Annotated in this window: 15 protein-coding genes; 14 read left to right on the top strand and 1 reads right to left on the bottom strand. The window is 43.7% G+C overall.

Annotation, left to right across the window (positions count from 1 at the left end):
* Positions 1-82: 82 nt before the first annotated feature.
* The 10 genes from ABJH64_RS17240 to ABJH64_RS17195 all read left to right on the top strand — a co-directional run bounded on the left by ABJH64_RS17240 (position 83) and on the right by ABJH64_RS17195 (position 11,940).
* Complete coding sequence (locus tag ABJH64_RS17240; RefSeq protein WP_348274712.1) at positions 83-973, top strand: alpha/beta hydrolase; 891 nt, start codon at positions 83-85, stop codon at positions 971-973.
* A 21-nt stretch (positions 974-994) separates the two neighbouring features.
* A complete protein-coding gene (locus tag ABJH64_RS17235; protein ID WP_348274713.1) occupies positions 995-3,235 on the top strand; it encodes a molybdopterin cofactor-binding domain-containing protein in 2,241 nt (746 codons plus the stop codon).
* 115 nt (positions 3,236-3,350) lie between these two features.
* Positions 3,351-3,809, top strand: a complete 459-nt coding sequence (locus ABJH64_RS17230; protein WP_184495562.1) for a (2Fe-2S)-binding protein — start codon at positions 3,351-3,353, stop codon at positions 3,807-3,809.
* 12 nt (positions 3,810-3,821) lie between these two features.
* Positions 3,822-6,092 (top strand): molybdopterin cofactor-binding domain-containing protein, encoded by a 2,271-nt coding sequence (locus ABJH64_RS17225; protein ID WP_348274714.1) that lies wholly within the window; start codon positions 3,822-3,824, stop codon positions 6,090-6,092.
* A 170-nt stretch (positions 6,093-6,262) separates the two neighbouring features.
* Positions 6,263-7,444, top strand: coding sequence for a cysteine desulfurase family protein (locus tag ABJH64_RS17220; RefSeq protein ID WP_348274715.1), 1,182 nt, complete (start codon positions 6,263-6,265; stop codon positions 7,442-7,444).
* A 65-nt stretch (positions 7,445-7,509) separates the two neighbouring features.
* Positions 7,510-8,694, top strand: a complete 1,185-nt coding sequence (locus ABJH64_RS17215) for an XdhC family protein (RefSeq protein ID WP_348274716.1) — start codon at positions 7,510-7,512, stop codon at positions 8,692-8,694.
* A 47-nt stretch (positions 8,695-8,741) separates the two neighbouring features.
* Positions 8,742-8,981 carry a MoaD/ThiS family protein gene (locus tag ABJH64_RS17210; RefSeq protein WP_348274717.1) on the top strand — a complete coding sequence of 80 codons (240 nt, stop codon included), beginning with the start codon at positions 8,742-8,744 and terminating at the stop codon, positions 8,979-8,981.
* Positions 8,981-10,009, top strand: coding sequence for a HesA/MoeB/ThiF family protein (locus ABJH64_RS17205; protein WP_348274718.1), 1,029 nt, complete (start codon positions 8,981-8,983; stop codon positions 10,007-10,009). Before ABJH64_RS17210 ends, ABJH64_RS17205 begins: the two co-directional genes overlap by 1 nt.
* Positions 10,010-10,139: 130 nt before the next feature.
* Positions 10,140-11,123 carry a GTP 3',8-cyclase MoaA gene (gene moaA / locus ABJH64_RS17200; protein WP_348274719.1) on the top strand — a complete coding sequence of 328 codons (984 nt, stop codon included), beginning with the start codon at positions 10,140-10,142 and terminating at the stop codon, positions 11,121-11,123.
* A 61-nt stretch (positions 11,124-11,184) separates the two neighbouring features.
* Positions 11,185-11,940, top strand: coding sequence for a sulfite exporter TauE/SafE family protein (locus ABJH64_RS17195; protein WP_348274720.1), 756 nt, complete (start codon positions 11,185-11,187; stop codon positions 11,938-11,940).
* 183 nt (positions 11,941-12,123) lie between these two features.
* Here the strand turns inward: ABJH64_RS17195 and ABJH64_RS17190 are convergent, their stop codons facing one another.
* Positions 12,124-12,462 carry a ModE family transcriptional regulator gene (locus ABJH64_RS17190; protein WP_348274721.1) on the bottom strand — a complete coding sequence of 113 codons (339 nt, stop codon included), beginning with the start codon at positions 12,460-12,462 and terminating at the stop codon, positions 12,124-12,126.
* Between the two features lie 411 nt (positions 12,463-12,873).
* On the opposite strand from ABJH64_RS17190, the gene ABJH64_RS17185 reads away from it, so the two are divergent.
* From ABJH64_RS17185 to ABJH64_RS17170, 4 genes are all read left to right on the top strand, one after another.
* Complete coding sequence (locus ABJH64_RS17185; protein ID WP_348274722.1) at positions 12,874-13,308, top strand: hypothetical protein; 435 nt, start codon at positions 12,874-12,876, stop codon at positions 13,306-13,308.
* Positions 13,309-13,381: 73 nt separating this feature from the next.
* The gene (locus ABJH64_RS17180; protein ID WP_348299179.1) at positions 13,382-13,711 is read left to right on the top strand and encodes a DUF4134 domain-containing protein; all 330 of its coding nucleotides are present in this window, start codon (positions 13,382-13,384) and stop codon (positions 13,709-13,711) included.
* A 28-nt stretch (positions 13,712-13,739) separates the two neighbouring features.
* Positions 13,740-14,069 (top strand): DUF4133 domain-containing protein, encoded by a 330-nt coding sequence (locus tag ABJH64_RS17175; protein WP_348299177.1) that lies wholly within the window; start codon positions 13,740-13,742, stop codon positions 14,067-14,069.
* A gap of 53 nt (positions 14,070-14,122) precedes the next feature.
* Positions 14,123-14,273: DUF3875 domain-containing protein (locus ABJH64_RS17170; RefSeq protein ID WP_348299168.1), on the top strand; the 151-nt coding region annotated here is incomplete at its 3' end.

Below are 14,273 nucleotides of genomic sequence, written 5' to 3'. Positions count from 1 at the left end.
TCTAAATCACTCCAAGACATATCCTATTTTAAATCAGTAAATTAAGCAGACATGTTTATTGAATAAGTATTTCAACCAACCTATGAAAAAACTCATCCTAGCCATTCTGTTTATTCTTCTTTCGGTTTCTGGATTTTGCCAAAACAACCGGGTAATGAATCTTTTCCCAGAGGGAACAATCCTTCATGGAAATATTCCCTACCAAAATGACACACTAAAGAAGCATCTCCTGGATATTTATTTACCAGCAAATGCTAAAGGCAAGATCCCTTTGGTGGTATTTATTCATGGGGGTGGTTGGCTGAGTAATGATAAATATGCCGACATGGGTTATATGAAGGAGACAGTTTCGGAAATTCTTGAAAGCGGCTATGCACTGGCTTCCATCGATTATCGATTCAGCACGCAGGCTGTTTTCCCAGCCCAAATGCTGGATTGCAATGCTGCCATTTCCTATTTGGTGGATAATGCTGACAAGTATGGATTTGATGTTGATCGTATGGCGCTGATGGGATTTTCTGCGGGAGGTCATCTGGCTTCCATGGTGGGATTGGCCAAAAACAATGACGTAGATTCATTCTTTATTCCAGGCAGTACTAAAAATTTCAGCTTCAAAGGAGTGGTTGATTTCTATGGCCCGGCAGATCTGACGCTATTTCCATGTGCAACTGATGCGAAATCTCCCGAAGGAATCTTGATTGGAGCAGCTCCTTTGGACAGACCTGATCTCGCGAAAAATGCCAGTCCAATAAGTTTTGTAGATGAAAACGATCCTCCTTTTCTTATCATTCATGGAGAGAAAGACGACTTGGTGTCTCCGAGACAATCCCAATTATTAAGTTCTTGGCTCACTGTAAAAGCTGTATCCAATGAACTGATTATTGTCAAAGACGCTCCCCACTTCGGACCTATGTTTGATGTGGAAGAAATCAGAACGAAAGTGATGGCTTTTTTACAAAAAAGTCTGGATTAAAAAACTGCGATACTATAATTCATGAAAACTGCAAGCACTAAAATTAATCGTCGCTCATTTCTCAAAGTTTCCGCACTTACAGGAGGTGGGATGCTACTTAGCCTCAACTGGCTGGCGGCTTGCCAATCTAAGGAAGCAACTGCTTTGGGGATGCCTAAGGAATGGTTCCAGTTCAATGGATTCATCAAAATCGGCGAAAACGGGCTGGTAACTATTATGTCCCCAAATCCGGAAGGAGGACAAAATGTAAAGACGTCCATGCCGATGATCGTTGCCGAAGAACTCGATGTGGATTGGGAAAATGTCGTTGTACAGCAAGCAGATTTGGATACCAAATACTTCACGAGACAATTTATAGGTGGAAGTCAGGCAATTCGTTCTGGCTACACAAATTTGAGAACTGCTGGAGCAACTGCCCGTGCGATGTTGGTAGCTGCCGCAGCCCAAAACTGGAAGGTTCCCGCAAATGAAATAACTGTAAAAGCAGGCACCATTTCCCATAAGGGATCAGGCAAATCAGCTGGTTTTGGAGAGTTTGCTTCTTTGGCAGCCACCATGCCCGTACCTGAGGAAGTTCCACTTAAAAGTTCTGACAATTTTGAAATTATCGGAACCTCCAAGAAAAATGTAGAGGCTAAAAATATAGTGACCGGCAAACCTCTTTTTGGAATAGATACCAAGCGGGAAGGAATGCTCATCGCCATGATAGTTCATCCTCCTGCTTTTGGCAAAACACTGAAATCTTTTGACGATTCTAAGGCGCGGAACATGCCGGGAATTGCAGATATTTTCCGGATCAAGTCCATTAAGGACGATTACAAAAGGACTTTTTTTGATACTGTGCAATTCACCGATTTAATCGCGATTGTAGGAGAAAGTACATGGCAGGTCTTGCAGGCAAAGAAAGCTATAGAGGCAGAATGGGAAATTCAGGAAGCCTATGAGGAGAAGCGCGATATGTTTGGCAGAGAAGGGATAAGAGTAGTCCCAAAAGGTCTGGAAAGTATTGCTTCTCAAGAACAGGCAATGATGGTAGCAGCACAAAAACCCCAAACCCAACGGAAAGATGGCGATCCTGAAGCAGCATTTGCCCAAGCCGCAAAAGTCATAGAAAGAAGTTACACAGGCCCATTTTTAGCACACAACTGCATGGAGCCGATGAATTTTTTCGCCCATGTAAAAGGTGATAAGGCTGAATGCGCAGGTCCATTGCAGAAACCAGAACTGACCGAGCAGGCGCTTTCTTCCAGATTGGGAATTCCTCTGGAAAATATAGAAATAGCAATGACCCGACTGGGTGGTGGCTATGGTAGAAGGTCTTACGCGCATTGGCTGATCGAAGCGGCTGTGATTTCGCAAAAAATGAACGCCCCGATCAAGCTGATCTACACCCGGGAAGACGATATGACCGGAGGAGTTTATAGATCACGCTACCAGGCAAAATACCGTGCTGCATTGGATGAAAACAATCAAATGATCGCATTCCATGTCAATGCTGGAGGGCTTCCCGAGAATCCTCTGTATCCGGACAGGTTTCCTGCCGGTGCTGTAGCCAATTATCTGGCTGAAGGCTGGGAAGTTCCTTCCAATATCACCACAGGTTCATTTCGTGCCCCGCGATCCAATTTTATGGCTTGCGTAGAGCAATCATTCTTGGATGAAGTCGCAGAGGCGGCAGGAAAGGATCCTATTGATTTCCGCTTGGAATTATTGGCAAAAGCCAAAGCAAACCCTGTGGGAGAAAGAAATGATTACGATGCGGAACGCTATGCAAAAGTGCTGGAATTGCTTAGGGAAAAGGCTAACTGGGGAAGTTCCAAAGATGGGATTTCCAGAGGAGTATCGGCCTATTTCTGTCATAATAGCTATGCAGCCCAGGTGTTGGATCTGAGAATCGTTGATGGTGAAGTGAAAATCGACAAAGTGACCAATGCGATTGATTGCGGGCTGGTGGTGAATCCCGACGCTGCCAAAAATCTCTGTGAAGGAGCAGTAGTGGATGGGATAGGAACGGCAATGTATGGAGAATTGAAATTCGAAAATGGGGTAGTCAACAACTCCAATTTTCATCAATATCGTCAAATCCGGATGAAAGAATCCCCAGATTCTATAGAAACTTACTTTGTAGAAAACGGAGAGGATCCCTCAGGACTGGGTGAACCTGCCTACCCTCCTGTTTTCGCTGCTTTGGCAAATGCTCTTTATAAAGCAACCGGAAAGCGATTTTATGATCAGCCCTTTATTAATCAGTTGAACAGTTAGTGGAATTTAGAATCCTTTTAAATAGCAATAATTCTATGGGAGAAGATACGCTTAGTTTGAATTTCGTAAGCAACACTCCTTGTAAATAATTAATTTAGAGATAAATACAACACATATGGCACAGTATAATTTAAGCATCAACGGAAAATCAATGAATGTAGACGTAGATCCAAACACGCCTTTGCTTTGGGTTTTGAGAGATCATCTGGATTTGGTCGGAACCAAATTCGGTTGTGGCATCGCCCAGTGTGGCGCATGTACCGTCCACATAGACGGCGAGGCGGTAAGATCCTGCTCCTACCCTGTTAGTGTGATTGAAGACAAAAAAGTGGTTACCATAGAAGGCTTGTCCGAAAAAGGTGATCATCCAGTGCAAAAAGCCTGGCTGGAACATGATGTGCCACAATGTGGTTATTGTCAATCAGGACAAATAATGACTGCAGCCTCACTTTTAGCTGAAAATCCCAATCCTACAGATGAAGAAATATCCTATGCAATGAACGGGAATATCTGTCGCTGCGGTACCTATACCCGAATCAAAGCAGCCGTAAAAACTGCTTCCAAATCACTCTAATCCGCGCAAATCATGACATTAATTGATAAAAAATTAAACAGAAGATCCTTCCTGAAAGTCTCTACACTGGCAGGAGGAGGAATGATGCTGAGCTTTAGCTGGCTGGCAGGATGTAAACCTACCACCGAAGAAGTTCTCACCATGCCAAAAGAATGGTTTGAACTAAACAGCTACATCAAAATAGGTGAAAATGGAGCGGTGACGATTTTTAACCCGAATCCTGAATTTGGCCAAAACGTCAAAACTTCCTTGCCAATGATCCTTGCTGATGAGTTGGATGTGGATTGGAAAAACGTCTTTGTAGAGCAGGCAGACTTCTATCCAGAACGATTTGAAAGACAGTTTACAGGGGGAAGCAATAGTGTGCGTTCGAGTTGGAAGCCCCTTCGAACAGCCGGTGCTACAGCCAGACATATGCTTATAAATGCTGCTGCCCAAACCTGGAATGTACCTGCAGGGGAAATAACCACCAGTACAGGAACGGTAGAACATACAGGTTCTGGAAAAAAAGCCACTTATGGTGAACTGGCATCGCTGGCAGGAACCCTTGAAGCTCCAGATCCCGAGGCAGTGAAACTGAAGGAAAATGCAGATTTCAAGATCATCGGTAACTCCAAAAAGAACGTGGATGGAGCTAAAATTGTGACAGGAAAACCTCTTTTTGCTTTAGACCATAAAGTGGAAGGGATGAAATATGCTGCTATCGTCCATCCTCCGGCTTTTGGGATGAAGCTCAAATCCTTTAATAAGAGCTCTGTTACTTCCTTGCCAGGGATTCAGGATGCCTTTGAAGTGAAAGTTTTCAAAGATGATTATGGACGAAACTTCTTTGACACTACCACTTTCCCAGAGATAATCGCCATCGTTGGTAATTCTACCTGGGAAGTGATGCAGGCAAAGAAAAAACTGAATGTGGAATGGGAAAAAGCTCCTGACTCCACTTTCCCTATGGCAGGAAGAGGTGGACAAACGATGGACATTAAAGTGCCTGGAGGCTTGGAAAACTCTGCTGCACATAAAGATAAGATGGCTGAGTACATCACCAAACCGGGAAATGTGCAAAGAAAAGACGGAGATCCTGAGGGAGCTTTTAAAAAAGCTGCCAGAATTCTAGAGAGGACTTACTCAGCACCATTTTTGGCACATAATACCATGGAGCCAATGAACGCTTTTGCTGATGTAAAAGGTGACAAGGCAGTAATCTATGGCCCAACCCAAGCGCCGGAATCCATTATGAATGCCCTTTCCAGTAGCCTGGGCCTTCCTAAAGAAAATATTCAGATCAACCTTGCCAGAATGGGCGGTGGTTTTGGTCGAAGAGCCTATAGCCATCATTTAGTAGAAGCAGCTTTGATCTCTCAAAAAATCCAGGCTCCTGTGAAAATGGTGTATAGCCGGGAAGATGATATGAGTGCCGGAGTGTATCGACCTACTTATTCTGCCACTTACAGAGCTGCTTTGGATGAAAACAATAACCTACTTGCTCTTCATATAAAAGCAGGGGGAATTCCCGAATCCCCTCTCCATGCAAATAGATTTCCTGCCGGGGCGATTGACAATTACCTGGCTGAAGGCTGGCAGATCGAGTCCAATATTACAGTCGGTGCCTTCAGAGCACCACGATCAAATTTCATCGCAGGAGCTGAACAAAGCTTCCTCGATGAACTGGCAGAAGAAATGGGCAAAGATCCGATCGAATTCCGACTGGAATTGCTAAAAAGAGCAGAGACAAATCCTGTAGGGGAAAGAAATGATTATGATCCTAAGCGGTATGCCGGAGTACTGGAACTGGTCAGGGAAAAATCAAATTGGTCTTCTGTACCGAATGGAATATCTCGCGGAGTTTCTGCTTACTTCTGTCATAATTCTTATGTAGCCGAAGTCATTGATGTGAGCATCAAAGACAATCAGCCTGTGGTAGAAAATGTATATGCCGCTGTTGATTGTGGTATCGTAGTTAATCCTGATGCAGCAGCAAATATGGGCGAAGGCGCGATTGTCGATGGAATCGGCAATGCTTTCTATGGGGAAATGGCATTCGAAAATGGAGTTCCTACCAAGACAAATTTCGATAAATACCGTATGATCCGCCACAGCGAAGCTCCAAAGAAAATCGAGGTTCATTTCGTTGAAAGTACTGAAGATCCAACTGGATTGGGGGAACCACTTTTCCCTCCTGTTTTTGCCGCACTGGGGAATTCACTATATAAGGCGACAGGCAAACGGTTGTATGATCAGCCTTTCCAGCCGCAGATTATGCAGATGGAAAATCTGAGAATGTAATCTGCTGGATTAAACTAAGGAATATGGTTCTCCTATCCAGGGAGAACCATTCTTTCTTTAAGAAAGAAAAAAGAATATCCACTTAGGATATAAAACCGGAGCAAAACAATACACTTCGGTAATTTTTATTCTTATCGATATATACAGAAAAATATATCGGAATAAAATTTATGAACCTGCAAAACAGTATCGTATTGACCAGTAATAATAAGATATACCTCGACTACAATGCCACTACACCCTGCGATCCGCGGATAGTAAGCGAGATGCTGCCCTATTTCAGTGAAAAATTCGGGAATTCATCCAGTTCCAACCATACTTTTGGATGGGATGCAGAAGAGGCTGTAGATTTGGCACGGATGCAGATAAGCGATCTTATCAATTCAAAAAACAACCAACTCTATTTCACTTCAGGAGCTACAGAAGCCGTCAATCTAGGATTGATCGGAACCTGTGAAGCAAACAGAATGAATGGAAACCATGTCATAACCTGCAAGACCGAACACCGGGCAGTACTGAGTTCCTGTCAGGAGCTTGAAAAAAGAGGGTTTCGTGTTACCTATCTGGATGTAGATAAAAATGGAACTATAGATCTAGATAAATTGGAAGATGCCATTTGTTCCGACACTATTCTGGTATGCATCATGTATGCAAACAACGAAACAGGGCTCATCCATCCCATCCACAGCATCTCCCAAATCGCACATGCAAATGGCGTAAAAGTCATGAGTGACATCACCCAGGCAGTCGGTAAAATCCCCTGTGATGTAGAAAAATCAGGAATTGATATTGCTGCATTTTCAGCTCATAAGTTCTATGGACCAAAGGGAATAGGGGGATTATACCTTCGCAATAGGTCAGTAGATACGATAAGCCCCGTTCTTTTTGGAGGAGGACAGGAAAAAGGGCTACGTCCCGGCACACTGAATATACCTGCAATTGTAGGTTTTGGAGCTGCATCCAAACTTTGTAAGGAAACTATGCAACAAGAGAGTCTCCAACTGATGGAATTGAGAGATCTGATAGAGCATGAGTTAATGCAACTGGAAGACACCAAAATCAATTGCGCTGTAGCGGACAGACTACCCCATGTGTCAAATATCACCTTCAGCGGAATCGACGGCAGTAAACTATTGAGAAGGATGGGTAACCTGGCTCTTTCGCAGGGTTCAGCCTGTAACTCCGGTATCCTAAAACCTTCCCATGTTCTGCTGAGTTTGGGGCTTTCCAAGGAGGAGGCTTTGTCTTCCATCAGAATAGGCTTAGGCAGATTCACCACTAAAGAAGAGGTGGAAACAACAATAAACACGGTCACATCCGCAATTAAGAGCCTAAGAGAAGTTTTGATATGAAATTCACGAGAAGGGCGAGACTTACCTAACGCTTTCCATACGCCCTGTAATACACAACAAGAGAGATGAAAGAACTTGAAAATATCATTTTCGCCTATCAAAATGTCCAGTCCCAGGGATTGGACTGCGTCCTGGCTACGGTGGTCCATGTGGAAGGATCTGCGTATCGGCGTCCGGGAGCCAGGATGCTGGTAGATGAATATGGCCGGATGACCGGTGCAATCAGCGGAGGATGTCTTGAAGGGGATGCACTTAGAAAATCATTGCATGCCATCCATCAGAACAAGAATAAACTTGTCACTTATGATACCAGCGATGAAGCTGATGCAGTAATAGGTGCACAACTTGGCTGCAACGGAATTATTCAGGTCTTGTTTGAGCCTATTGATTATTCAGATCCGGAAAATCCTGTTGAGCTATTAAAGAAAGTGGTGGAAAATCCGGAAAGCTCAGTAATTGTATCCTTGTTTAGCATCGATAAAATTGGGCCGCAGCCTGGCACTTCCCTACTATATCATGCTAAAGAAAAAACCTTTGGACACCCTAAATGCCCTGCACCGTTTGACCTGATAATTACAGATGCGGATTCTACTTTAGCAGCTCGGCAATCCTGCTTCAAAACCTATAGCTTGAAGACAGGTCAAATTCAGGCTTTCTTCCAATTCCTACCACAGCCGGCTCATTTGGCAATCATTGGAGCAGGCAATGACGCACAGTTATTAGCCACTATGGCTGACAACCTGGGCTGGAAGATTTCTGTAACCGATGGACGTGCTACACATGCAAACAAGGAACGGTTTATTGGCTCCTGCCAGATTAGCGTAACAGCCCCTGAAAAAGCATTGGATGGGCTTCACATAGATCAAAAAACCGCATTTGTGCTGATGACCCATAATTACCAGTATGATCTAGCCGTATTGGAATTGCTCCTGCAAAATCCAATCATTCCCTACATCGGTATATTAGGCCCAAAAAAGAAATACAACCGGATGCTTGACGATTTGGCATTAAAAGGCACAGTACTTAGCACGGATCAACAGGACAAAATCTACGCTCCCATAGGATTGGATCTACATGGAGAAACACCGGCAGAAATTGCGCTCTCCATCATATCTGAAATTCAAAAAATCCTGGTTGGTTCCACCGCAGATCACTTGAGAAACAAACAGGAAAGAATTCATTTTGATGAACCAAATGAATTCGAGTTGGTCCACCTGGAAGAAGTTCATTCCCAATTATCAAGTGGATAAATCCTAAATAAAAACTAACCCACACTAGCCTACACAGTAGCTGAAAGATGAACATTACAATAAAATACTTTGGCGTCATAGCCGAACAGGCAGGCATATCCATAGAATCAATGCGCCTGGAAAAGGAGCAGGCTGATTTGGCAGAAATAAAAGCTGTATGTTTTAAAAAACACAACATTTCTGATACCGACTCGATCCAGACTGCCATTAACAGGGAGTTAAAAGAAAACGGTTTTTTGCAATCCGGGGATGAACTGGCTTTTCTACCACCATTTGCCGGCGGATAATGAAAGAGCAACAGAGGTATTCCAGGCAGATCCTACTTCCAGAAATCGGCTCAATCGGCCAATCAAAATTGGCCCAGGCCAAACTACTTATTGTAGGCATGGGTGGGCTGGGATGTCCTGCTGCCCTGTACCTGGCGGCTGCGGGAATCGGTCACTTAGGTTTGCTGGACCATGACCAAGTGGATGAATCAAATTTAAACAGGCAGATCCTATACCGTGAGTCTGACATAGGTCAACCTAAGGTATTGGCTGCAAAAAGATTCTTAAGCCAGCAGAATTCACGGATAAACATCAGATGCCACAATGAGCAATTGACTATAGAGAATGCAGCTACACTATTCCGTGACTACGACATCATTATTGACGGAACGGACAATTTCCCGTCCAAGTACCTGATCAATGATGCCTGCTTATTGACCAATAAACCTTGGGTTTATGCTTCCATCTATAAATTCCAGGGCCAGGTTTCAACGTTCAATTATGAAAATGGCCCAACCTACAGGTGCCTGTTCCCCCAACCTCCCAAACAACAATTAAATTGCGAAGCAACAGGAGTTGTTGGCGCTTTGGCGGGAAATCTGGGAATGCTACAGACTATGGAAGCACTGAAGATCATACTCGGTATGGGTCAGGTCCTTTCCGGAACCCTCAAATTGATAGACATGCTAACCATGCAGGATCAATTGGTGAATTTCAACAGAAAGCAAGAAGGTATAAATTCCATATTGAATGAGGGGCTTAAGCGGGTCGAGCTTACTTGCGAAGTTAGGGAACCGGATAAAGTTTATCTGGATATCCGGGAAAAGCACGAAATACCCCAACTGTCAGGAGAAAAGATAATAAAAATTCCTTTGGGACAAATCCCTAACCGAATCGAAGAAATCCCGAGAGATATCCCTGTTTATGTGGTTTGCCAATCCGGCATCAGAAGTCAAAAAGCAATCAATCTTTTGGAAAGCAACTTTGGATACATCAACTTAATCAACGTGTCCAATGGAGTTGAATCCATTATCCCCCGACAGACCTAAATATTCATGGGTTATCCCAAATACATTACAGTGAAAAGCCCTCTCCAATTGACTGTCACTTCATACAACAAATCCCCCATTGTCAGCTTACGGACTGAAAATTCAATTCTACAACTTTAAACACAATCAAATGGAAGCTCAAATTAAAGATCAGTTCGGAAGACCACATACATACCTGAGGATTTCCCTGACCGATAGGTGCAACCTCAGGTGTTTTTACTGCATGCCGGAGAATGGAATCCAGTTAATGGAGAAATCCAACATCATGAGCCTTGAAGAGATCATCAGGATAGCACAAATCTATCAATCATTGGGTGTAAACACCATCCGTCTAACAGGCGGCGAGCCTCTTGTCAGAAAAAACATTGATTACCTCATCAGACAACTGGCGAATCTTGGTGTAAACCTAAAGATCACGACCAACGGCATACTGTTGGACAAATACCTTGACCTGTTTCAGGAAGTAGGATTAAAACAGATCAATATAAGTCTTGACACCCTGGATAAAGCCAAAGCTCTTTTCATCACCAAACGGGATTATTACCACCGGATCATGGACAACATCCAGTCTGCAGTAGATTCTGGACTTCATGTAAAATTAAATGTGGTACTGATCAAGGGGGTAAACGACCAAGAGATCAATGACTTCATTTCATTGACCAAAAACAATCCTATCGCCATAAAATTCATTGAGTTTATGCCATTTAAAGGCAATCAATGGGACTGGGAAAAAGGAGTAAGCCAGCAGGAAATTCTGGATACCATCCGAGAGAAATTTAAAGCCGTCGAAGCGGTCGACAACCCGGCCCATAGCACTTCGGTCAACTTCAGGATCAAAGGCCACTTGGGATCTTTTGGCATAGTCAGTACCATCACCAACCCCTTTTGTTCTGAATGCAACCGAATTAGGTTAACCGCTGACGGAAAGATGAAAAACTGCCTGTTTGCCAATTCTGAGACAGACCTGTTGACTCCGTTGCGGGAAAACAAAGATATCAGAAGCCTGATCCTGGAAAGTATCAAAACGAAAAAATTCTCCCGTGATGGGATGGAGGGGAAGTTAGATCCATCAGTTTATGAAAAAAACCGGTCTATGATTTCAATCGGTGGATGACCCTGATTTTGTTAGACAAACTTATCCCCAAATCCCCAGATTCATCCTGTAGTTGATCAACATGACACTCGATTACCTTCCTTTTCTATTTTCCCTGATAGCCCTATTTTACAGTTCGGTTGGCTTCGGAGGGGGCTCTAGCTACCTGGCAATTATGAGCCTGTTTATCACAGATTTCTTCGAGATCAGATCCACAGCCTTGATATTGAATATCTGTGTGGTAACCATTGGAACACTCGGGTTTATCCGCCACCACGTATTCAACCTAAAGTTATTCTGGCCTTTTCTTCTATCCAGCATTCCTTTGGCCTATTTGGGCGCACAGGTGAAATTATCCCAGACTGGCTTTTTTCTCATCCTGGGCTCTTCACTGATTATTTCGGGAGGCTTTATGCTTCTTCGATATATGCGGGCTAAACTGTATTCCAAAGAATTTACACTGACCAAAAAAATGGCATTAGGAGGAAGTATAGGCTTATTGGCAGGCGTATCGGGAATTGGAGGGGGAATATTTCTTTCCCCTGTACTTAATTTGCTTAACTGGAAGGATCCGCGTACAGTAGCTTCCCTGGCTTCGGTGTTTATTCTAATGAACTCCATCGCAGGATTGGTTGGACTTACCGTGGCAGGTACTTTCCAATTAGACGGAAATTTGATCTGGAAACTTATTCTGGCAGTTTTATTGGGCGGAGGTATGGGCTCCTACCTATCCAATAGAAAACTGAACTTAAGGATTTTGGGTGGCCTTACCGCAATTCTCGTCATCTATGTAGGAGCAAGACTTGTGTTAGTGCATGGCTTTGGGATAGCCATTTAATTCCAGCCATATCTTTTCTTTTTTGCTACTTCCCTCCTACTAAACCTCCCATACTTTTACGATCAACTTTACTTTGAGAATAACACCTGAATGGAAGACAATTCCCGTATCCATCGGGCAGGTTTTTTATCTGCTGGTGCAACAATCCGAAATGGTTCCGGCCCGGGCGGAGAGGATCATTTTCTAAATGAGGGACAAAAGCTCCCTTTCTGAATCTTTCAAATTAATCAGCTTATTGTTCAACTCCCGGAATCTTTTTACAATCTCTTCTCCCTTGGCTGTCAACTCCGCTCCTCCTCCCTTTCCGCCTCCTTTATGGGAGACAACATAAGGGGCTTGCCCTCTGGTATTGAGATCAGTCACCAAATCCCAGGCCTTTTTATAAGACATGTCCATCTTTTTTGCTGCCCCTGAAAGAGATCCCTCACTTTGAATCAACTCCAAAAGTCTGGCTGGACCGGGACCGAAAAATTTTATCCCGTCAATCTCAATCCAGCAGCGTACACGGATTTCTTTGTTCATGCTTAATTAGGCCTGTTTCATTTGAATTATAAGTTAAATTTAACCTGAAGTATTTTTTGGCAAAAAGATTCTATCCACAATTTGAGAAAACGCTTCTTGCCAAATCAATGATTGTCATTACATCTGCTTTAAACTAAAAAGATCCACTTAAAGTCCTCTACAAACTCTATCCTGTCCTCATCCCAGGCATGTGCAAATACTTCATAGACTTGTCTTGATGTACCCACCTAAGGGAGAAGTGAGTTTTTAACTTTGCACTGTAGCTCAGCTTAATCTCAGCTACTTCAGGCAAATTAATTTCAAAACTTTTTTTTGGTAGCTACCACAACGGTGTAAAAAATAGGGACTTACACCATACAAATTTGCTTCTGTCAGCGGGAAACAAACCCGCATTAACAAAACAGAAACCCCATGTTGGAAGCAATTACCTGGAACAGCTACTTCAGCACTTTGGCAATAGGCATCACAACCTATTACCTCATCATAATCGGACTATACTATCCCAAAGAACTCCGCAGCCTGATTTCCGGAAAATCAATGCAGTTCAATCCAAGCGGTCAACAGGAAAAGGAACGGCATCTGAGCAGGACTGACCCAAAGGAAACTGATCGCTTTGAAGAACTGGAGCTCACGGTTGCGGAACTCCAAGGCATGCTCGGAAGAGCGGGAAACATAACAGACAAGAAACTTCTGCTTAAGCAGCTAAGCGAAGTCTTGTCCAGCCACCCCGGGCTTCGGGATCCCGCCTACCGGGTTGCCATTGGTAATTACCTCTCAGAAAACATCCCCAAACAAACCCGCCACAATATCAGCGAATCTGAACTTGAAACGATCTGGACGGTATAAACCGCCATTCAGATTTCCCTTCCCAATACGCTTTCAAAATATACACATACCAACACTTCTAAATTTCCTTCCAATGAAAAAGCCAACAAACCGCGTCAAAGCAAGCAATCGAAAAGCTTTCTCCTCCGCTTTCCTCCTCTTACTAATTTCTATTTCAGCACAGGCCCAGGATGGCCTGGCAGGAATAGCCGAAGCAGACCGACAGGTGAGAAGCTACTTCGCCGCAGGCACCAGTCTGATGTATGCTATCGGAGCCATTCTCGGACTGATCGGAGCGGTCAAAGTCTATCAAAAATGGAATGCAGGTGATCCGGATACCGGAAAAGTCGCTGCCGCCTGGTTTGGCAGCTGTGTGTTTCTGGTGGTAGTAGCCACAGTCATCCAATCCTTCTTCGGAGTCTAGTCAACCAACCTTCCAAATCTCCAATGCCATGGCCAACAGCATCTACAAAATCAACAAGGGGATCAACAAGCCCATAGAATTTAAAGGATTAAAAGCCCAGTACATCTGGTATCTCGGTGCAGGTGTGTTGGCACTACTTATCCTATTTGCCATCCTGTATTTTCTGGGAATAAATCCATTTGTGTGCCTTGCAATTGTAGTGATTTCAGGAGCCATTCTGGTCATCCAGATCTACCGGCTCAGCAAAACTTATGGGGAACATGGACTGGGTAAAAAACTGGCCTACCGACAAGTTCCCCATGCTATCCGGCTAAAATCCAGAGGAGTTTTCCGAAAGGTTACAACCACAAGCAAGTAAACTTTCTCTCTCCCAAAACAAATCTATCCTTCATCTCCAATCCACGAAATTCCATGGAACGACTACTGGAAAAGCATTTTCCGATATTGAGTATAGAGCAGGACTGTATCCTCTCCAAAATGGGGGATATCACAGTGGCCTATCAGGCAATCCTTCCTGAAATCTTTACGCTCAGTGACCGGGACTATGAAGCCTTTCATCAGG

Origin of the sequence: Algoriphagus sp. (assembly GCF_039969895.1) — a bacterium.
In the GTDB taxonomy this organism is placed as follows: Bacteria; Bacteroidota; Bacteroidia; order Cytophagales; family Cyclobacteriaceae; genus Algoriphagus.
The sequence above is the reverse complement of the archived record's forward strand: the minus strand, read 5'-3'. Positions and strand labels throughout refer to the sequence as shown.

Excerpts from the sequence above, each read along its gene's own strand:
- ABJH64_RS17240 (WP_348274712.1), top strand. The coding sequence starts at position 83 with ATGAAAAAACTCATCCTAGCCATTCTGTTTATTCTTCTTTCGGTTTCT.
- ABJH64_RS17235 (WP_348274713.1), top strand. The coding sequence starts at position 995 with ATGAAAACTGCAAGCACTAAAATTAATCGTCGCTCATTTCTCAAAGTT.
- ABJH64_RS17230 (WP_184495562.1), top strand. The coding sequence starts at position 3,351 with ATGGCACAGTATAATTTAAGCATCAACGGAAAATCAATGAATGTAGAC.
- ABJH64_RS17225 (WP_348274714.1), top strand. The coding sequence starts at position 3,822 with ATGACATTAATTGATAAAAAATTAAACAGAAGATCCTTCCTGAAAGTC.
- ABJH64_RS17220 (WP_348274715.1), top strand. The coding sequence starts at position 6,263 with ATGAACCTGCAAAACAGTATCGTATTGACCAGTAATAATAAGATATAC.
- ABJH64_RS17215 (WP_348274716.1), top strand. The coding sequence starts at position 7,510 with ATGAAAGAACTTGAAAATATCATTTTCGCCTATCAAAATGTCCAGTCC.
- ABJH64_RS17210 (WP_348274717.1), top strand. The coding sequence starts at position 8,742 with ATGAACATTACAATAAAATACTTTGGCGTCATAGCCGAACAGGCAGGC.
- ABJH64_RS17205 (WP_348274718.1), top strand. The coding sequence starts at position 8,981 with ATGAAAGAGCAACAGAGGTATTCCAGGCAGATCCTACTTCCAGAAATC.
- moaA (WP_348274719.1), top strand. The coding sequence starts at position 10,140 with ATGGAAGCTCAAATTAAAGATCAGTTCGGAAGACCACATACATACCTG.
- ABJH64_RS17195 (WP_348274720.1), top strand. The coding sequence starts at position 11,185 with ATGACACTCGATTACCTTCCTTTTCTATTTTCCCTGATAGCCCTATTT.
- ABJH64_RS17190 (WP_348274721.1), bottom strand. The coding sequence starts at position 12,462 with ATGAACAAAGAAATCCGTGTACGCTGCTGGATTGAGATTGACGGGATA.
- ABJH64_RS17185 (WP_348274722.1), top strand. The coding sequence starts at position 12,874 with ATGTTGGAAGCAATTACCTGGAACAGCTACTTCAGCACTTTGGCAATA.
- ABJH64_RS17180 (WP_348299179.1), top strand. The coding sequence starts at position 13,382 with ATGAAAAAGCCAACAAACCGCGTCAAAGCAAGCAATCGAAAAGCTTTC.
- ABJH64_RS17175 (WP_348299177.1), top strand. The coding sequence starts at position 13,740 with ATGGCCAACAGCATCTACAAAATCAACAAGGGGATCAACAAGCCCATA.